Origin of the sequence: Flavobacterium sp., assembly GCF_052437795.1 — a bacterium.
Classification (GTDB): domain Bacteria; phylum Bacteroidota; class Bacteroidia; order Flavobacteriales; family Flavobacteriaceae; genus Flavobacterium.
On sequence record NZ_JBQVPA010000001.1, the window covers coordinates 1,342,814 to 1,361,904 of the forward strand.

The 19,091-nt window shown below is 43.7% G+C and carries 18 protein-coding genes, 6 tRNA genes, 1 other RNA gene and 1 pseudogene; 11 read left to right on the forward strand and 15 right to left on the reverse strand.

Annotated elements, in window-relative coordinates; all coding sequences use genetic code 11:
- Positions 1 to 20 precede the first annotated feature (20 nt).
- From ACT6R0_RS06500 to ACT6R0_RS06530, 7 genes are all read right to left on the reverse strand, one after another.
- Positions 21 to 341: a hypothetical protein gene (locus ACT6R0_RS06500; protein WP_444652272.1), complete on the reverse strand. Its 321-nt coding sequence runs from the start codon at positions 339 to 341 to the stop codon at positions 21 to 23.
- Between the two features lie 34 nt (positions 342 to 375).
- Positions 376 to 449, reverse strand: a tRNA-Phe gene (locus ACT6R0_RS06505).
- 5 nt (positions 450 to 454) lie between these two features.
- Positions 455 to 527: transfer RNA gene (locus ACT6R0_RS06510), tRNA-Leu, on the reverse strand.
- Positions 528 to 807: 280 nt separating this feature from the next.
- Positions 808 to 879, reverse strand: a tRNA-Pro gene (locus ACT6R0_RS06515).
- Between the two features lie 94 nt (positions 880 to 973).
- Positions 974 to 1,045: transfer RNA gene (locus ACT6R0_RS06520), tRNA-Asp, on the reverse strand.
- A 23-nt stretch (positions 1,046 to 1,068) separates the two neighbouring features.
- Positions 1,069 to 1,142 (reverse strand) — tRNA-Lys (locus ACT6R0_RS06525).
- Positions 1,143 to 2,065: 923 nt separating this feature from the next.
- Complete coding sequence (locus tag ACT6R0_RS06530; protein WP_444652273.1) at positions 2,066 to 3,487, reverse strand: RtcB family protein; 1,422 nt, start codon at positions 3,485 to 3,487, stop codon at positions 2,066 to 2,068.
- A gap of 276 nt (positions 3,488 to 3,763) precedes the next feature.
- Here ACT6R0_RS06530 and ACT6R0_RS06535 point away from each other — a divergent pair, with 276 nt between their 5' ends.
- The 3 genes and pseudogenes from ACT6R0_RS06535 (at position 3,764) to ACT6R0_RS06545 (ending at position 7,456) form a co-directional block, all read left to right on the forward strand.
- Entirely contained in the window at positions 3,764 to 4,828 is a 1,065-nt protein-coding gene (locus ACT6R0_RS06535; RefSeq protein WP_444652274.1) for a helix-turn-helix transcriptional regulator, read from the forward strand.
- Between the two features lie 126 nt (positions 4,829 to 4,954).
- Positions 4,955 to 5,572: pseudogene (locus ACT6R0_RS06540) on the forward strand (DNA alkylation repair protein); the annotation flags it as partial.
- A gap of 66 nt (positions 5,573 to 5,638) precedes the next feature.
- Positions 5,639 to 7,456 (forward strand): chloride channel protein, encoded by a 1,818-nt coding sequence (locus tag ACT6R0_RS06545; protein WP_444652275.1) that lies wholly within the window; start codon positions 5,639 to 5,641, stop codon positions 7,454 to 7,456.
- 98 nt (positions 7,457 to 7,554) lie between these two features.
- Here ACT6R0_RS06545 and fsa read toward each other — a convergent pair whose 3' ends face one another.
- The 3 genes from fsa to ffs all read right to left on the reverse strand — a co-directional run bounded on the left by fsa (position 7,555) and on the right by ffs (position 9,274).
- Positions 7,555 to 8,211, reverse strand: coding sequence for a fructose-6-phosphate aldolase (gene fsa, locus ACT6R0_RS06550; RefSeq protein WP_444652276.1), 657 nt, complete (start codon positions 8,209 to 8,211; stop codon positions 7,555 to 7,557).
- A gap of 43 nt (positions 8,212 to 8,254) precedes the next feature.
- Positions 8,255 to 9,058, reverse strand: a complete 804-nt coding sequence (locus tag ACT6R0_RS06555; protein WP_444652277.1) for an SDR family oxidoreductase — start codon at positions 9,056 to 9,058, stop codon at positions 8,255 to 8,257.
- Positions 9,059 to 9,176: 118 nt separating this feature from the next.
- Positions 9,177 to 9,274: signal recognition particle sRNA small type (gene ffs / locus ACT6R0_RS06560), an RNA gene on the reverse strand.
- 87 nt (positions 9,275 to 9,361) lie between these two features.
- Between ffs and ACT6R0_RS06565 the strand changes: the two genes are divergently transcribed.
- The gene (locus ACT6R0_RS06565; protein ID WP_444652278.1) at positions 9,362 to 10,396 is read left to right on the forward strand and encodes a glutaminyl-peptide cyclotransferase; all 1,035 of its coding nucleotides are present in this window, start codon (positions 9,362 to 9,364) and stop codon (positions 10,394 to 10,396) included.
- 60 nt (positions 10,397 to 10,456) lie between these two features.
- Here ACT6R0_RS06565 and ACT6R0_RS06570 read toward each other — a convergent pair whose 3' ends face one another.
- The gene (locus ACT6R0_RS06570) at positions 10,457 to 11,152 is read right to left on the reverse strand and encodes a lysostaphin resistance A-like protein (RefSeq protein WP_444652279.1); all 696 of its coding nucleotides are present in this window, start codon (positions 11,150 to 11,152) and stop codon (positions 10,457 to 10,459) included.
- Positions 11,153 to 11,241: 89 nt separating this feature from the next.
- Between ACT6R0_RS06570 and ACT6R0_RS06575 the strand changes: the two genes are divergently transcribed.
- Both ACT6R0_RS06575 and ACT6R0_RS06580 read left to right on the forward strand, forming a co-directional pair.
- Positions 11,242 to 11,652, forward strand: coding sequence for a helix-turn-helix domain-containing protein (locus tag ACT6R0_RS06575; protein ID WP_444652280.1), 411 nt, complete (start codon positions 11,242 to 11,244; stop codon positions 11,650 to 11,652).
- Positions 11,652 to 12,113: a hypothetical protein gene (locus tag ACT6R0_RS06580; RefSeq protein WP_444652281.1), complete on the forward strand. Its 462-nt coding sequence runs from the start codon at positions 11,652 to 11,654 to the stop codon at positions 12,111 to 12,113. Before ACT6R0_RS06575 ends, ACT6R0_RS06580 begins: the two co-directional genes overlap by 1 nt.
- Here ACT6R0_RS06580 and ACT6R0_RS06585 read toward each other — a convergent pair whose 3' ends face one another.
- Together ACT6R0_RS06585 and ACT6R0_RS06590 are read right to left on the reverse strand one after the other, a co-directional pair.
- Positions 12,114 to 12,548 carry a hypothetical protein gene (locus ACT6R0_RS06585; protein ID WP_444652282.1) on the reverse strand — a complete coding sequence of 145 codons (435 nt, stop codon included), beginning with the start codon at positions 12,546 to 12,548 and terminating at the stop codon, positions 12,114 to 12,116.
- A gap of 78 nt (positions 12,549 to 12,626) precedes the next feature.
- Positions 12,627 to 13,184: a fasciclin domain-containing protein gene (locus tag ACT6R0_RS06590; RefSeq protein WP_444652283.1), complete on the reverse strand. Its 558-nt coding sequence runs from the start codon at positions 13,182 to 13,184 to the stop codon at positions 12,627 to 12,629.
- Positions 13,185 to 13,396: 212 nt separating this feature from the next.
- Between ACT6R0_RS06590 and ACT6R0_RS06595 the strand changes: the two genes are divergently transcribed.
- From ACT6R0_RS06595 to ACT6R0_RS06610, 4 genes are all read left to right on the forward strand, one after another.
- Positions 13,397 to 13,684: a hypothetical protein gene (locus ACT6R0_RS06595; protein ID WP_444652284.1), complete on the forward strand. Its 288-nt coding sequence runs from the start codon at positions 13,397 to 13,399 to the stop codon at positions 13,682 to 13,684.
- 175 nt (positions 13,685 to 13,859) lie between these two features.
- Positions 13,860 to 14,219, forward strand: a complete 360-nt coding sequence (locus tag ACT6R0_RS06600) for a BlaI/MecI/CopY family transcriptional regulator (RefSeq protein ID WP_444652285.1) — start codon at positions 13,860 to 13,862, stop codon at positions 14,217 to 14,219.
- 1 nt (position 14,220) lies between these two features.
- Positions 14,221 to 16,224, forward strand: a complete 2,004-nt coding sequence (locus ACT6R0_RS06605) for a M56 family metallopeptidase (RefSeq protein ID WP_444652286.1) — start codon at positions 14,221 to 14,223, stop codon at positions 16,222 to 16,224.
- Positions 16,225 to 16,375: 151 nt separating this feature from the next.
- The gene (locus ACT6R0_RS06610) at positions 16,376 to 16,519 is read left to right on the forward strand and encodes an SsrA-binding protein (RefSeq protein ID WP_444652287.1); all 144 of its coding nucleotides are present in this window, start codon (positions 16,376 to 16,378) and stop codon (positions 16,517 to 16,519) included.
- A 28-nt stretch (positions 16,520 to 16,547) separates the two neighbouring features.
- On the opposite strand, the gene ACT6R0_RS06615 is transcribed toward ACT6R0_RS06610, so the two are convergent.
- Positions 16,548 to 17,060 carry an adenine phosphoribosyltransferase gene (locus tag ACT6R0_RS06615; protein ID WP_444652288.1) on the reverse strand — a complete coding sequence of 171 codons (513 nt, stop codon included), beginning with the start codon at positions 17,058 to 17,060 and terminating at the stop codon, positions 16,548 to 16,550.
- A 113-nt stretch (positions 17,061 to 17,173) separates the two neighbouring features.
- Here ACT6R0_RS06615 and ACT6R0_RS06620 point away from each other — a divergent pair.
- Positions 17,174 to 17,247: transfer RNA gene (locus tag ACT6R0_RS06620), tRNA-Arg, on the forward strand.
- Between the two features lie 307 nt (positions 17,248 to 17,554).
- Here the strand turns inward: ACT6R0_RS06620 and ACT6R0_RS06625 are convergent.
- Positions 17,555 to 19,000 carry a T9SS type A sorting domain-containing protein gene (locus ACT6R0_RS06625; protein ID WP_444652289.1) on the reverse strand — a complete coding sequence of 482 codons (1,446 nt, stop codon included), beginning with the start codon at positions 18,998 to 19,000 and terminating at the stop codon, positions 17,555 to 17,557.
- Positions 19,001 to 19,091: the final 91 nt, after the last annotated feature.

Genomic DNA, 19,091 nt, shown 5'->3' on the forward strand with positions numbered 1-19,091 from the left:
CCAAAGATTTTCGACCTTCCTTACAAAAGCCCCATCCTTTTCTGGTGCTCCCGGTCCCGCATCTCTATCGCCCCAAAGGGACTGCCTTTGAAATAGCCTATGTTGGTAAAGCCGTTATCTTCGGTTATCAGAGACTCTTTCTTCGTGACCGCACCCGTATATTTGGAGCCGTAGTTGCCCGTAAGTTTCTTCGTCGCCGGGTCTACATCGCCCCATTCCGGGGTTTTGCCGTTGTAGATAGGCTCAACAAAATAGATGATGCCCGTGTAGCGCGACTTCATCAGGAAGCGCCCTGTTTCATCGGTATTGGTCAAAAATCGTTTTAAAATGTCCTGTCTCATGGTTACTCATTTTTAAAATTAAACTTCAATGTAGTGGAACAGACCCGGATCGAACGGATGCCTCTTGTGCTTCAAACAAGCGTGCAACACCTTGTACACCACTGTTCCTTTTGTACAGGAAGGGAGAGTCGAACTCCCAAAATACTGACCCTGAATCAGCCGCGTCTGCCATTCCGCCACTCCTGCGATTTGTGTAAGCAGAAAGATTAGAACTTTCTTACCAACTACAACAGATTTTAATAACTGTCCAATAATTTATTTAACCACATAGAAACATAGGCTTCATAGTATTTAATTCATTCTAAGTCAATATAGATAAACATAGTGAAGCGAAGCTTCAGGCTCTGTGTCACTCAGTTACACACTATAGCCATCCATCAAAAACTATGTACCTTTGTGGTTAAATTAATTCTGGCAAAATTTACAGTCTGCCCCAGCGCGCCAGTTTTGGCGTACTTCCATCTTGTCCGGGAAGCAGGATTCGAACCTGCGACCTCCTGCATCCAAAGCAGGCAAACAGCCACCGTTATCTTCCCGGATCCAATAAATTTGGGTGCTTTCGGGGGAATCGAACCCACGAACTCCGGAACCACGATCTGGGATCTTACCACTTAAACTAAAAGTACCATGTGCGGCCCATACGGGAATTGAACCCGTATCTCCCAAGAGACAGTTGGGAAGGATAGCCATTACCCCAATGGGCCTTGTCCCTTTCTACAGAACTGAGTGATCCCGGCAGGAGTTGAACCTGCAACCTTCGTGTTAAAAGCACGTTGCTCTACCTGGTTAAGCTACGAGATCAGTAATTTTTGGGCATAAAAAAAGCACCCGTTATAAGGTGCTTCATAATGCTATAAGATATGGTTATCCTATGTCACGTGTGTTTGCACCTGCTTATTTTGTCCGGGTCGAAGCCCGGCTTTCCAAATCCTTTATGCCCGTCCAGGCTAAAGTCGTTTAGGTTGAGTATGTTTTTATAATGACGCATTGTTGCTTTTATTTATGATTAAAATGCTAATCAGTATCTCCTGATTTTCTGTGGCAAAGATAATGTCAAATATTTTTACCATGCAAATAAATTTTGAATTAATTTATTGATTTTCAAATACTTATATTTTAATTTCAGGCAAAACAAATCCTGTCCGCATTCCTGCAGATTTCCCGGTTGGCATCAATTGACTGTCTCTCATCCAATTACTTTCCAATGTTATATTTCGCTATCGCATTTATGCATTAAACATTGTGGTCGTTTATTTTTTAGTTTTTTTTCGTTTGTTATCGTTTTCCTTCTGTTCATAAGCCTTAAAACAAAAAAAGCGCCCTGTAATCAGGACGCTTTCATGTAATTATTGTAAGTTGGGACTATAAATTCTGCTCCAAGATCCTACAATACATGCCGCATCCGTAACGCATGGCCGGAAGAAATCCGTCTTTGCGATCACTTATTTGTCCAAAAGACAGGCTAGTATGTATAGAATTATTTCTCATTGTGGTGCAAAAGTAGGAAAATATTTTAATTGACGAGGTTTTTTTGAACTAACCGTTATAGACCTCACCCCCCGGCCCCCTCTCCAAAGGAGAGGGGGAGCAGCTACACTCCTGCCGGTTAGTCCCCTCCCCGGCCCTCCCCAAAGGGGAGGGTGACAAGGCGTAACACTCGTGCCGGTTAGACCTCACCCCCAGCCCCTCTCCAAAGAGAGGGGGCCGGGGGTGAGGTCTTCAAATCAATCCTCCCGGCTCCCGTCATCCGCCATTCTCACCATCTTCGGGGTGAATTTCGCCACCACATCCACCAGTTCCTGCTGCGAGGCCATTACCACATTAATGTCCTTGTAGGCCATCGGTGCTTCGTCCAGGCCCGCGCCTATCAGTGTTACGCCGTGGTCGGCCAGTATGTCGTGCATCTGCATTTTGGTAATGGTTTTCTCCGCCTGGGTACGGCTCATCTGCCTTCCCGCGCCATGCGATGCCGAGTTGATCGCATTCTCCTCACCCTTACCCCTCACCAGGAATCCCGGCGCCGTCATGCTGCCCGGAATAATACCCATCACGCCCTTACCTGCCGGTGTCGCGCCTTTACGGTGTACGATCACTTCCTCCCCATTATGCATTTCTTTCCATGCGAAGTTATGGTGGTTCTCTACTTTGGCAAGCACGGTAGCGCCCAGCGACCTTTGCAGCTTGTTATGGATCACCTCGTGGCACGCCGAAGCATAATCGCCTGCAAGTTTCATCGCGATCCAGTATTCCTGCCCGAGTTCCGATGCCATGTGAAGGTACGCAAGGTTACTGGCGACATCCGGTAGTTTACAAACTGCCTTTGCCATTTTGGTATAATGGCCGGCAATGGTAGCGCCAAATCCCCTCGAACCCGAGTGTGTCAGCAAGGCCACGTACTTCCCTTTCGGGATGTTTAGCGCTTTATCGTCCTGTTCGAACTCAAGGATACCGAACTCCACGAAGTGGTTACCCCCACCTGATGAACCCAGTTGCGACCAGGCTTTGTCTTTGAGGCTTTTGGTTAACGGGTTGGTATCAAAATCCCTGCTGTCAAGTACGGCGTGCTCAGATTTATATTGTCCGCTGAATCCATGGCCCGCACCAAACTTGGTATGCTCCATCAGTTCCCTTTTAAAAATATCGTGGTTCTGGTAAAAATGATTTTCTGATATATCATATACAGATAATGCCATCCTGCACCCTATGTCCACACCCACACCATACGGAATGATCGCGTTTCGGGTAGCCAGCACACCGCCGATCGGCAGGCCGTATCCCTGGTGGGCATCGGGCATCAACGCGCCAGCAACCGTAACAGGCAGCTGCATCGCAGTCCTCATCTGCTTAAGGGCGCCTTCTTCAATATGGCTAAGGCCATACGCTGAAAATGCTGCAGGATTTTCATTTAATGCGATAAGATCTTCATGCTTTTCATTGGCTTTCTCTATCATTAACGCTGCCAGCTTCCCGAACACGCGGTCGTCAATATAGCTTTCCGGGTTGGCAAGTATCGCTGCATAATGCTGCATCATCTGCTCGCGGTTGTAGCCGTTCCTTCCGCGGTTGATCCTTAATGCAAGGCCTAAGATCTTTCCTTCTGAATAACCTATTGCTAACAGGTCGCTTCCGTTGATCATTGTACTCATGGTTGTTTCTTTTTGATAGTACAAAGATGCAAACCCAACTGCGCAATTATTTTGCGTAGTAAAAAAGAAATTTTATTTTTGAAAAATTAACCACCAAATTTATTTTTAACCACATAGGTACATAGCTGTCAGCATGGATATAAAGTTTCAGTAAATGACACAGAGCCTGATGCTTCGCTTCACTATGCTTAATTACAACTGCTTTATAATCATATACCAGTTTAAATCCTATGTATTTATGTGGTTAAAATTAAATTTTGGTCAAAATCCCTCCAAATGGCACAAAACAAAAATGCCCTCATCCGCTATAAAGCCATCGACAAATGCCTGCAAAACCGCTACCGTCAATGGACTTTGGAAGACCTCATGGATGCCTGTTCTGATGCTTTATTTGAGTACGAAGGCAAGGAAAACCCCGTGAGCAGACGCACCACGCAACTCGACATTCAATTGATGCGAAGCGAAAAGCTTGGCTATAATGCGCCTATAGTTGTCTATGATAAAAAGTACTACAAGTATGATGATGACGATTATTCTATCACAGACATCCCGCTCACAGAAACGGATATCAACGTACTTACCGAAACAGTTTCGATGCTCAAGCAGTTCAAGGACTTTTCGCTTTTCAGCGATGTGTCCGACATTCTCCAGCGCCTTGAGGATAAGATCTACGCCGAAAAATCGCATACACGCCCTGTTATTTACCTCGAAAAAAATGAGGGGCTGAAAGGCCTGCACTTTCTCGATACGCTCTACCAGGCCATTGTGAAGAAAGTAATAGTGGTTATTACCTACAAATCGTTTACCTCAACCGTCGAAAACAAGTTCAGTTTCACGCCTTTTATCCTAAAGGAGTTCAACAACCGGTGGTTCCTGATAGGCCGGAAGATAAGAGCACGCAATGTATCCAACCTCGCGCTGGACAGGATCATCGCCATTGACTTCGATTTCCGGACACCTTATTTAGATGAAGATTTTAATGCCGAAGCATTTTACAAGGATGTGGTGGGCATCACTGTAAACCAGGGAGTGCCGACCCAGAAGGTAGAGCTTTGGATAGACTGTCACAATGCACCTTATGTACTGACCAAGCCTTTCCATCCGTCACAAGTGCTGGAAAAACAAAATGACGATGGCAGCGTGATCGTTTCACTTCACCTGAAAAGGAATTACGAATTCGAAAGGCTACTCCTTGGCTTTGGTGAAGGCCTTAAGGTACTTTCACCACACAATCTGCAAAGGCGCATAAAGAAAAAGCTGGAGGATGCGTTGGGACAGTATATGGGAGGCAGCATTCCCACACAAAATGAAGATATAAGCAAAACTGAGATGCGATCGTAACAACTATTTTTGACGAAAAACAGCTTCATTAGTTTCCGTTATGAAACAAATTTAAAAAAGGAATATAAATTTAGCAAAATGAACTTCACGGAAGACCTTACCAGATAGTACAATGAGAACGCATCGCCCGAAAAAGCCGGTCCAATGGAAAATTACATGAAAAACAATTTTCCGTTCTATGGCATTAAAACAGAATTGCGACGGTCGTTGCATAAAGCTGCCGTGGAAAAGCATAAGGAAGAGGTTAAGGCTAATGCCCGTGAGATCGCTTTTGAGCTTTACAGCAAAAAGGAACGCGAATACCACTACAGCGCCATCGAGATATTGATGAAGGAGTTGAAAAAGAAATTCCTAAAGCAGGATATTGACCTGATCGAAAAGCTGCTGGTAACACATTCGTGGTGGGACAGCGTCGACACGATATCTAAATACTTGTTAGGCGGCTACCTTCAGCAGTTCCCTGAAGTAATATATACGGTAATTGAGCGCTTTTCGGCATCGGACAATATGTGGCTCAACCGGGCAGCGATCATCTTTCAACTGGGCTATAAAAAAGATACTAATGCCGCACTGCTTTTTAGCGAATGCGAAAAACACAGGCATTCGAAGGAATTTTTCATACAAAAAGCGATCGGGTGGGCATTGCGCGAATATGGCAAAACGGATCCGGAAACTGTAAAAATTTTTGTTCGGACCGCCAACCTGAAACCGTTGAGCACCCGCGAAGCTTTAAAAAATATATAAAGCAGGCGAAAATTTTTATAAATGGAGTAAATTAGCATTTTTAACCCGAAATCCTATCCTTACTACATGCCCAGTCGCGCCTTATCCAAGATACGGTTATTTTTCAGGCAACAGCTTCGCCGTCTCGAATCCCTGCTTTTCATCCTGAAAGGCCTGCTATCCGAAAGGCATTTCATTTACCTTTCGTGCGTACTAGTGGCAATTTCCACATCGTTGGCAGTGATCGTGCTAAAGGCCTTTGCCCATAACGTATTCCTTTTAGCTACTTATGTAAATGGCTACCTCAAACTGCCCTACATCAACAGTATACTTCCTGTTGTCGGTATTTTGCTCACAGTGCTCGTCATCAAAAAAGTGCTTGATAATAAGATCGAGAAGGGCAGTTCGCGTATACTATACGCTGTTGCCAAGAAAGGAGGCATCATGCCGAGGGCGCAAATGTACGCGCAGATCATTACGAGCTCGCTTACGGTAGGCCTTGGTGGCTCGGCGGGACTTGAGTCGCCGATCACTATTACAGGTGCAGCTTTCGGATCGAACTTTGCCCAGAAATACAAGCTTTCCCAAAAAGACAGGATACTGCTTTTGGCTTGCGGAGTAGCGGCGGGTATTGGTGCAGCGTTCAACGCGCCGATCGCGGGTGTACTATTTGCCATAGAGGTGGTACTGACCGATGTGACCATAACGGCATTCATCCCCATTATCATTTCGGCGGCTACCGGTGCACTTATCTCGACAGTACTGCTGAATGAGGAAGTATTGCTTTCCTTCAAACAACAGCAGGTTTTCGATTACCATAATATTCCGTATTACATTATTTTGGGTATACTGGCAGGCTTCGTATCGCTATACCACGCGCGCACTTTTCAAAAGATCGAAGCCCATTTTGCACGTCTCAAGATCTCAGGCTACCGAAAAGCACTGTATGGCGCAATTCCACTTGCTTTGCTGATATTCCTTCTACCGACCCTTTTTGGTGAAGGGTATGAAAGCATTAAAACATTATCGAATTCCAATGCAGGGGTCCTGCTTGAAAACACACTCCTCGAGAGCCTGAAGGACAACGGCTGGGTAGTTTTGCTATTTGTTGGCATTACCATGATGCTAAAGGCTTTTGCAACAGGCCTAACGCTTTCGGCGGGGGGCAATGGCGGTAACTTTGCACCGTCGCTCTTTGTGGGGTCGTACCTGGGCTATTTTGTAGGTAAATTTTTAAGCCTGGTGGGAGTAGACAATGTTCCCATTGGCAATTTTACCATTGTAGGTATGGCGGGGATACTAAGCGGATTGTTCCATGCACCGCTTACAGCCATCTTCCTTATCGGGGAGATCACAGGAGGCTACAACCTCATGGTGCCGCTGATGATCGTATCATCTATCAGCTTTGCCGTATCCAAACAGTTTGAAAAACATTCTATGGATGTAAAGCACCTTGCAGCCAAAGGGCAGGTCTTTACTACCGATAAAGACAAGAATATCCTTTCGGGAATTGATATACTTGCCGTAGTGGAGACCGAATTACTAACACTTAAACCCACCCAACGAACGGAAGACCTTATCGGGCTGCTGTCTACCACGCACCAATCGATCTTTGCAGTGACCGACGAGAAGAACAGGCTGCTGGGGATCATCGATTTTGACAAGAACAGGCATATCGTTTTCAATACGTTCCAGATAAAATATACCACGCTTGCCGAAATGATGGCAGACCCAAAAGAGGTCGTATCGCTTGAGGATTCGATGGAGATGATCATGGAAAAGTTTGAAGCGGCACATTTTGATCACCTACCTGTGCTGAAAGACAACAAATATTACGGATTCATTTCCAAAGCTAAAGTATTAGAAGCGTATCGCGCCAAGCTCAAAGAAATGATCATTGAATGATCCATGCAGATAGTATAAGTTTTACAAAACGCAAATAGCCCCATGCAATGCATAGGGCTATTTTGTATAACCCATTCAGGGTTTTATGGGACTAAATTTTATTTGTTGCCTTTCTCGAAATCAGCGATGAATTGCGCAAGGCCAATATCTGTAAGTGGGTGCTTTAACAATCCTGTGATTGCTGAAAGCGGGCCTGTCATTACATCGGCACCGATCTTGGCACAATTCACTATATGCATTGTGTGACGTACAGATGCGGCAAGGATCTGGGTTTCATAACCGTAGTTATCATAGATCATACGGATCTCCTCTATAAGCGCAAGGCCATCGGTAGAAACGTCATCCAGGCGGCCAATGAACGGCGATACATAGGTTGCTCCTGCTTTTGCGGCAAGCAATGCCTGGCCCGCAGAGAAAACCAGCGTTACGTTAGTTTTGATGCCTTTATCCGAGAAATATTTTGCAGCCTTTAGGCCTTCTTTGGTCATTGGCAGCTTTACAACGATCTGCTCATGCAGGTCGGCAAGTTCCTCGCCTTCGTTGATCATGCCATCGTGATCTATGGCATTAACCTCAGCGCTCACGTCGCCATCCACAATATTGCAGATGTCTACATAATGCTTAAGGATGTTGTTCTTTCCTGTGATGCCTTCCTTAGCCATAAGCGAAGGATTGGTCGTTACACCGTCAAGCACACCAAGTTCCTGGGCTTCTTTGATCTGGGCAAGGTTGGCTGTATCAATAAAAAATTTCATGGAATATGATTTATTTAGTTGTGTTGAAAAATTTTGTGCAAAACTACAACTTATAATGGTTCATCAATAATTTTTCGTAGACTTTATCCGGCAATGCCCTCTTGAGCACTATCGAGAACTTTTGCATGAATGCCCCCACCTTGTAATGCACATTCGGGTTGGGCGTTTTCATGATCGCATATACGGCTTCGGCCATTTGCTGCGGGTCGCTTCCGGCATCAACATGCGTATTCATTTCGTTGAGGGTATTGCCATAAACGGTTTCATACGGCGAGCCTTTAACAACTGGCGCATGGTAGCGTCCGGCGGCAATATTAGTGGCAAAGTCGCCCGGTGCGACCGTAGTTATGGTAATGCCGAAGCTTTTCACCTCCATGCGCAATGCCTCACTGATGAGCTCCAGCGCGCCTTTGGATGCTGAATATACACTCCTATATGGCAGCCCCATATATCCGGCAATTGAGGTAACATTAATGATCAATCCGCTCTTTTGGTTGCGCATGTGCGGCAGTACCGCTTTCATAACCTCTATCGGGCCAAATAGGTTGGTCTCAAAATTGTTCCTTATTTCTTCTGCGGGAATTTCTTCCAACGGTCCCGTAATACCCACGCCCGCGTTGTTGACGAGAACATCGATCTGGCCGGTTTTAGCGATCACGTCGGCAACAGCGGACCTGATGCTGTTGGCATTACGCACATCGAGCGCCACAAGGGGGAATACTGAGCCGGAAACTTTTTCGGGGTTGCGGCTGGTACCATATACCGTATAGCCTTTTTGATGGAGGAATTCGCCTATGGCTTTGCCTATGCCGGATGATGCACCGGTAATGAATATTGTTTTGCCCATGGTTTACGTTCTTATTACTAATGTATTTTTAGCCACGAATTTAACGAATTGAACAAATTTTATGCAGTGGCTATAAACAAAAAAATCCCCTTGCGGAGACCTGTGTAAAAAAGAAAAAAATGGCAAGCGACCTACATCGCACCGCTACAACCACATACCTTTGCTGTGTTCCCACCCTGGAGGAGTCTGCAGGAGCTGGTCGTGTAGGACTTGCCGCTGCAAATATACAATCTTTTTATATTTTTGCAAGCCTTGGGCACGTAATAAAATTCATTGTATATTGGCATCATTATTTATCTGACCATGAAAAAATATAACTTATTAGCAGTCATTTTGTTGGGTGCTGCTGTAATATCCTGTACAGGAGAAAAAAAAATTAACTTTAATGTCTCGAACCTGAAACAACAGTATACAGGTGATGAGACCGTGCCACTTTCTGTAAACAACCCGGAAAAAGAAACGATCGATTCGATAGCTTTTTATGCCAATGACAAGCGCATTGGCAGCGTTAAGGGCGAAAGCAAATTCGACTTTAACCTGAAAGGACAGAAATTCGGTTATTATGAGTTGAAGACCGTAGCTTATTCTGAAGGAGATGCTGTTAAGGACTCTGCCCGTATAGAGGTGGTTTCTCCCATAAAGACCGCTTTGGTAGAATATGAGATCGTAAACACGTATCCCCACGATATCAATGCATACACACAGGGGCTTGAGTTTTACCGCGATACATTGTTTGAAGGTACAGGGCAATATGCCAAGTCGAGCCTGCGCAAAACCAACTACAAGACCGGCGAGGTGTACAAGCGCATTGACTTGGAAGGCAGGTATTTTGGCGAAGGCGTTACTGTTTTTAACGATAAAGTGTACCAGCTTACATGGAAGGAGAATACCGGATTTATTTACAACCCTGACACTTTTAAAAAGGAAAAGGACTTTACCTACTTTAAGCAGGTGCAGGGCTGGGGGCTTACACACGATGCTAAGTACCTGTACATGAGCGACGGATCGGAAAAGATCTACAAGCTGGACCCTGCTACTATGAAGGAAGTAGACTACATCAACATTTACACTGGTGCCACCAAGGTAAAATCGGTTAATGAACTGGAGTGGATAAACGGCAGGATATTCGCAAATGTATACCAGGAAAATGCGATCGCCATCATCGACCCGGCGACCGGCGCTGTGGAAGGCGTGCTGAACATGACCCAACTCGACAAAGCGGTAACCAATGCTAACAAAGATGTGTTGAACGGTATTGCCTATAACCCTAAGACCGGGACCATTTTTGTAACCGGCAAGAACTGGGACAAGATGTTTGAAATAAAGATTAAAAAATAGATTATTTGTTGATCTGATCACTACTAATACTAATATAAAGCTGCCTAGGGGCGGCTTTTTTTATGAAAGATCGGGTTTTACCTTCATTAGTAGATACCACCCCAGCAGTTGAAATCCTGTATAATGGATAATAAGTACCGGTATCGAAATAATTGCTTGGGGCACTACCGGATCTGTGGTGAAAGTTCTCAGCAGCATTTGATCGCCTATGGAAGCATCTCCCGAGAACAGTATCATTTGTGTGATGTTGTTACCCAGATGGAGTGCAAAGGGCAGATACATAGAGCGGGTGCGTACAAATGCAAGCGCAAAGATATATCCGCACGAGCCGGTCATCAGGAAAATAACTAGCATCTGGACAGGATTCCCGAATGCCTGCCATGCAAACCAGTGGTAAATGCCAAAAGCCGCAGATGAAACCAACATCGCTCTGTTCGTTCCTGTTTTTTGAATGAGAAGATACAGCAACGCCCCCCTAAAGATCAATTCTTCATAGAGTACAGCCCTGAAAACATAAGCGACCGCCCCAATAAGATCCTGCATAGTATAACCCGGATTCATTTTGTAAGGGTTATGAACAAGCCACGCCAAGGTAAATTTAAAGATGCAAAAAAACAGAATGGGAAACATGATACCCAGCGCTAATTGCATTAACTTCCTCCTGTCGGGTTTAAGCCCGAGAGCATCAACAAAGTTATGGTTGAAGTATTTCAAAATAAAATAAGAGAGTAAAATTTCGAGAGCAATTCCTAGCATAGTAATGATTTAAGCGGCAAATTTATTAGCTTTGAGATCGTTAATCCCCACGCCAAATGCGAATGGCGTTCAAATGACGCTTTTGACACATGACCGAAAATAAAGAGAATATAGGTGATAAAGTACGCGAAACGCGACTTGCTAAGGGTTTTACGCAATCAGAGCTATCAGAACTCACAAACATAAGCCTTCGATCCATACAGCGCATTGAAAACGGCCAGGTAAATGCCCGGACCTACACGTTGAAAGTTTTGGCTTCACACTTGGATCTTGATCTTTCAGCTCGTAACAATACCGGACAAGGGATATTACTCAACGATACTAAAGCATCTCCAAGCAGGCTTATATTGTCATTCGGCATTGCAGTAGTATTAATGTTAACTGGAGGTGCATACCTGGCCCAGTCATCAACTTTTCCTGAAACTACTTTCGAACTGTTGTTATTTTGGGCCGCGCTTTCGGTAATCTACATTATTGTACTATTAAAGATCTGGAAATAATGAAACACCTCCTACTCAAACTCATCCTGCCGCTTAGCCTCTTCTCATTTGTGTTCGTTACCAAATGGTCGTATGTAATTGTAGAGGACGGGCCCGATGACATGCTCTTCGGCTTCCCACTGCCCTACCGCTGCTCGGGGTGGCATACTTCTATGTCTACTCAATATTTCCTGATGGAGATGGTGTTTGACTTTGTAGTGTACTTTATCGCCTGGCTATTATTCATAGCCCTGACAAATCGAATTTTCACATTGAGACCAAACAGAGCTGTAGTTATTGCTATCTGGCTTGTAACGGTACTTTCAATTGGATACCCTGTTTTCATTGCTACAGCTTTCGACAATGTATTCAAGACAAAACGGGATCTTAAATACCAGGAAGTTGATACAGGCGTACACTTTATGTGGGACGGCGAGTCGAATCCTGAATATGAAAAATATTTTCCTGAGAAGAAACCATAGCTATTCCTTAATTTCTTTAACCTCATCAAATATAATTATATCTTGAGGATATTCATTTTTCTTAAAATTAAGGTTCAGTTCACTCATCACAACTGTTCCAAAAAGAACAAAAGAAAAAAGAATGTACAACAGCATAAACCATCCATGACTAACTTTGTAACGCTTGCAGTATCCAGGCCTGGACATATCTTTTTCCTTTACAAAAACATAAAGCATTGTAATTATTGTTATGTAACCTGAAATACAAATAATTGGAAGTAAATTTCTGTCACTATAATTTGCAGCAATATATTTCGGAGCACCAGTCGCAAATGCTAACGCAAACAGATTCAGGAATATTATAGCTCCGAACAAACATGCAGCTCTAAAGAAAGGCGTATATTCCCACCTTCCTGAAATATAATACCTGTAAAGGATGTAAAAAATATACTTCATCAAGCAAATATAATTTTTCTCTATTACAAAAAAAAGCCCTCACTATTCGTGAAGGCTTCAACCAACAAACCACACCATTTATTTATGCATCAATACGGTATCGATCACATGGATCACACCGTTTGACTGGTTTACATCGGCAATCATTATTTTAGCTTTGCCGCCTTTTTCATCTTTAACCCATACGTCCTTGCCATCCATCATGAACCATAGCTTTCCGCCCTGTACGGTTTTTACTTCGGCTGTACCATTACCTTTTTTTATCGCCGCCATAACATCGGCAGCGCTCCATTTGCCGCTTACCACATGGTAGGTCAGCACGCCCTGAAGCATTTTTTTATTTTCAGGTTTTAAAAGCGTTTCAACTGTTCCATTTGGCAATTTGTCAAACGCCATATTGGTTGGCGCAAAAACAGTAAATGGCCCTTTGCCCTGCAATGTTTCAACAAGTCCTGCGGCTTTTACCGCGGCCACGAGTGTGGTATGGTCTTTCGAGTTCATGGCGTTCTCTACAATGTTTTTGGTAGGGTACATTTCGGCACCACCTACCATTTTTGTCTTTTGGGCAAAAGAAGCCGTTCCTGCCATCATTGTAAATGCCACTACGGCTGTCGATAAAATTTTTGAAATTTTCATGTTCTGGTTTATTAAAAGTTATAGGAGCAATTACGCCTTATCCCTTTCCGTAGTTTTGGGAGATCGTCATTTTGGCATAAGATTAACTTTCGCTCTTTTTGCTTACCCGTAAAATTACCTGTTTTTAAGATCGCAAAAAAAACAGGTAAAAACCGTGGTAGCCATCTTGCGAAAAATCCCATCCTTTGTACTGCGTAAAATCATTTATACCTATGGCTAATTTTTCCAGATCAGAGCTAAAGTATGCTTATTACACTTGGAACAAAAGTGAGGGCGAATGTACGAATGTGGAAGGTTTCCCTGACCATCCGCTGAACAGGATAGAGGGTTATGAGGTGCTGTCGTTCATTAACAGGTTCATGGCAACCCACAACTATTCGCTTACCTCTACCTTCGAGAGGATCGAAGAGGCCATCATTGCCCGTGTGCCGCTGGACCGCCGCAGCCATAAGACCGTAAAAGAATGGCTGGAGACGCGCTACCTTTCTGAGTGTATTTAAGTAAGGTCAAAAAGCCGCCTGTAGATAACGGGCGGCTTTTTCATTAATAGTATTTTAAAACACATTTTTTATCCACCCTATACAATAAATAACGAACCATTTAGTTATTTAACTATATAAATAGTTGTGTAACTAAAAAAATAGTTTTAGCTTTGGATTATACAAAAACAAGGACATGCAAAAACTGACCAATAAAGAAGAAGAGATCATGCACATACTATGGAAGCTGGAGAAAGCTTTCGTAAAAGATGTGCTGGAGGAAATAAAGGACGACAAGCCGCACTACAACACGCTGTCGACCATTATCCGCAATCTGGAAGACAAAAAGTATGTGGGCCATAACGCTTACGGCAACACCCACCAGTACTACCCTGTAGTGACCAAGGAAGAATACAGGAAAGGCTTTATGAACATCGCGATCGAGAGTTATTTTAACAACTCTTATAAGAGCATGGTATCGTTTTTTGCGAAGGAAGAGAAGATCAGCGCCGATGAGCTCCGTGAGATACTTGACATGATAGAAAACAGGAAGTGATATGGAAAATTTTATCATTTACATGGCCAAGGCAAGCGGGCTAATAGCCGTGTTCTACCTCGCCTACCACATTTTATTGAAAAAGGAGACCTTCTTCAACTCGAACCGCTGGTTCCTGCTTGCCGGATTGTTCACCGCCGCTGCCCTGCCCCTTTTGGTATATACCAAAACAATATGGGTAGACCCCGTCCCCATGGCCGAAACCGCCACCCGCACAGTAACATTGGAGCAACTGATAGCCTATAAGCAGTACCAACAGCAAATGGCAGAGAAAGCCGCTATCGAAGCCGCTGCCATAAGCATTAACTGGTTTGACGTTATAGTTGGAATGTACCTTACGGGGGTACTGCTGTTCAGCATCAGGTTCGTCCTCGACTTTTTGTCCATCAGGCGCATACTGAGCGGCAACATCGTGATGAAAGATGGCCGCTTCAGGCTGATCGATTCGGAAAAGGCAAGATCGCCGTTCTCGTTCTTCAATTACATCGTATACAACTCGGCACAGCTAAAGCAGGAAGAGCTTGCGGGTATCATAATACATGAAAAAGTACACAGCAGCCAGAAGCATTCGATCGACATGATGATCGGCCAGCTGTTCTGCATTGTGTTTTGGTTCAACCCGCTGGTATGGATGTACAAAAGATCCATTTCGCAGAACCTTGAATTCATTGCCGATGCCGGTGCCATACAGGTAATGGAAGATAAACAGGCGTACCAAAAGACACTATTGAAAATAACAGTGCAGCCCGACTGCATTAACCTTACCAATAATTTTTATCAATCATTAATCAAAAAACGGATCGTTATGTTAAACAAGCAACAATCAAAAAAACTGAACTCGTGGAAGTATGCTGCAGTGCTTCCTCTCTTGGCCGTATTCATGCTGCTTTTCCAGGTAGAAACTGTAGCGCAAGAAAAACAACCTGCGATCGAACTGATAAAATTGCCCGAAGCAAAAGTAAAGTTTGCCGTTCAAATTGACAAAAACACACAGGATAGCGAACTCGAAGAAAGCAAACAACTCCTTAAGGATGAATATAATGCCGATGTGAAGTATGAGAACGTAACGCGTAACCCTGAAAAAGAGATCACTGCCATTAAAGTTACCGTGAAAGACAAAGGCCAGTCGCAGGTTTATGAAGTTGCAGGCCACCAGCCTATCGCGCCGTTTACGATCGAGATCGAAAAGAACAATTCCGGCCGTAATGTGATCACTTTTGGCAATAGCATTGGAAAAGATAACTTTGTAAGGGCACAGGCTTTCCGCATAGACGCTAACGGAGACCTGCAGGATCTCGCTAACGACAGCATGCATGTGCAAAAACACAAGATCATTATAGGTTCATACGGAATGGATGGAGATAAGATGCCATTAAGATCATCTGTTCCACTTAAGGTCCCTGAAGGTCATTGGTCGGTTAACAGCCTGAAGATAGGAGACACCGATATGCTTATTGTGATCAATGGTGTAAAACAGAAAAAAGGTGATGCTATAAAACTTCCCCTTGGACAGGAAATTGCAGAACTGAACATGGTGAAAGCCAAAGAGGCTAAAAAGAAATATGGTAAAGAAGCCAAAGACGGTGCGGTAGAAATCATCACTAAATCGGGTGGGCCTTTCCAAATGAAAATGGGGCCGGAAGTATTTAGTTTCCAAATGCAACCGGAGATGAACCAGGAGTTTGACATGCCGATGGATTTTGACATAAGGGTAGAGGATTTCCCGAACATGCAGGAATTCATGGGAATAATGAAAGATGGCGACTTCGAGCTCTCAGGTACGTTTGACTCTGAAACCATAGAGCAGTTGAGAAAACATGCAGAGGATATGAAAGCGCAGGGATTTGAAAAATTCCGCAACAGGGAAATGACCGCCGAAGAGCAAAAAGCCGCTAAAGAAGATCTTGAGAAAGCCAAGAAAGAAATTGAGGAATCGCGCAAGGAATTGGAAAGATCGAGGAAAGACCTTGAAAAAGCTAGAAAGCAGCTCAACAAAAAAGCATAAATTATATTTAGGGTTAGTTATATTTAAATTGGAGGCCGCTTTACAGCGGCCTTCTTTTGTATAAGTAAATTCTATAAATAACAATTTATTATGACAGAACGGCACTTGGACAAAGCTGAGTTTTTGTAATTTAGTAATAAAACGAACTGCCATGTTTAAACTTTTAGCGAAACTCAACAAATGGCTGTTGCCCAATTATACCAGGGAACAACTGGACCTTGTAAAAGCCACAAAGTTCCAAAAAGCAATTATTGCCTGGAAGTATTGGGTAACAACAAGGGCATTGGGTCAATAATGCCGCATTTTACGTATTTACGACAGGCCTAATACACCAGCGGCGAATATACCTCATGCCCAGCCAGCTTATCCCTGCCATTGAGGAATGACAGTTCCATCAGAAAATTGCACTGCACGATCTCGCCGCCAAGCTTTTCCACCAGTTGACATACTGCTTTTGCTGTTCCGCCTGTAGCAAGCACATCATCGTGTATGAGCACCCTGTCACCATTTTTAATGGCATCGGTATGTATCTCCAGGGTATCGGTACCATATTCCAGTTCATAGGACGCGGATATCGTTTCGAACGGTAGCTTTTTAGGCTTGCGTACCGGAACGAACCCAGCGCCAAGCTCATAAGCCAGTAATGTGGCGAAAAAGAAGCCACGGCTCTCCACCCCAACAACAACATCTATATTTCGCCCACGCAGGTTATTGATAAGCAGCGCCATGCATTCTTTTACTGCTTTTGGGTTGGCAAGCAATGGTGTAATATCTTTAAAAACAATTCCTGGCTTCGGAAAATCCTGAATGTCACGCACATACTGATTCAACGTCATTTTTTTGTATTTTTATATTGATTTAGGTTTGCAAGTTACGCATTATTATGTATATTTGCACCCGCAAACAAGTTCTCCGAACGCCTTATAAACAGGAAGTTTGCTAACATAACGGCCTCGTGGCGCAACTGAATAGCGCATCTGATTACGGCTCAGAAGGTTACTGGTTTGAATCCAGTCGAGGTCACTCTTAAAATAGTGTTAAATCGAAAGATTTAGCACTTTTTTGTTTTAATAATCTTACATATAAAAATGCTATGCATTTGTAAGTTTTTAGTTTCGGTTTAAATGTCCTGAGTAGTTGACTTGACAGGATACAAACCGTCTTAAAAATTGACTGAAGTATATTAAATAACTCAATTTTGTTAATGTAAAATCTTACTGGTGAATTTTTTACGTTATTTTATTTATTAGTTCTTGCGTAGTGGTATAATAATTTGCTCAAAGCAGCGACAAACAACTTGCCGCTGCACGAAAAATTAATCCCAAAAAAACTACTTCTTGATTACTTTCGCAGATCCTACATCAGTATTCAGTAAATATATTCCTTTGGCGAGGCTGCTAATGTCTATCGGAGTATTGCCATTGGCTGTTACTTCAAGCAGCTTCTGTCCCGAAACGTTGTAAAGTGACACCACAATACCTTCAGTAAGGCCAGCAACTGTTATGTTATCGCTTGCCGGGTTAGGATATACTGAAAACTTTCCCTTAGCAAAATCGACCTGTGACAGCGCCTCCTGGATATCATAGCGCACCAACACCATATTGGAATTATCATTGCCTACGGCCAAAACTTTTCCGTCCGGCTGCTGCACCATGCAGTACATATACTGATGATTGTTAAGGGTAGTCGTAACTTCTCCCTGCATTCCCAGCGTTGTATCTAGTATGCCATTGGCATCAATGAAGGCAAGCCCAAAATCAAATGAAGCAGTATATCGCCTTAATCCGTTTATGATTTTTCCATTGGGCAGCTGCAGCATCCGCACGGCTACTTCATCTTCTGCGGAAGAATTCACTAATTTAAAAACACCGGCATCGCCAAAGGTATTGTCAGGAGTACCGTTTGGCAGCAGGCGTAATGTAAAGGCCGTTCGCGGTGCATTATTTAAAGAACCGCAAAGCAATATTTTGCCGTCAGCAGCGGCCTTGATTTCGCTTGGAAAGCATTGGGATCCACCGTGGGTAACTGTAGCAACGCCATTAGTGCCAAAAGAAACATCTGCCTGGCCATCCTGCAAGAACCTGAAAACACCTGCAGTAGCTCCGTTTACACTCAATATTGTCACTATCCTGCCTTGTTCATCAATATCTATTGTATTATAGGCGCCTATAAGAGATGTCAGTACTTTATATCCTGTACCGTTAAAAGATGTGTCTGGTGTAAAGTCGGCGTTAAACCGTGCCAATGCTGGCCTTGATACACCCATTCCTCCAGGGGGCACACTCCCCGAAACCATAATTTTACCATCAGGGAGCCGGATCATTTTTTTAACGTCCGACCGCTGCTCCGTCCCAAATGCCGTCAGCAGCATACCCTCGTTTCCTAAAGAAGTCTCCAGGGTTCCATTTTGGCTAAAACGCATGAACATGATCTTCGATGTGTTAGGAATTATTCCTCCTCCCGAAATATAGCGAATTCCCATTGCCAGGATTTGTCCGTCAGGTAGTTGGGTTATGTCTGTAAAATATTCTGTATGAGGCAGGTTGAACTGAACTTTCCCATTTGTGCCAAAAGTTGTATCCGGCGACCCATCCGCATTAAACCTCAAAATTATCGGATCGGGAAAAGTGCCAAATTTGCTGCCGGCAACCAGGATTTTACCATCACTTTGCAATGCCATTGCATTAGTAGTAAAAAATTCGGCGGTAACTATGCCGTTATTCCCGAAGGTACTGTCCAGAAATGTATCTTGGGCATTTGATACAAACCCGGACATTAACAACATCATTAAGACTGAGATAAAATTAGATTTCATAATTATAAATATTAAAGTGATAATCAAAAGCAGCAACAGGAATGAAACCTGC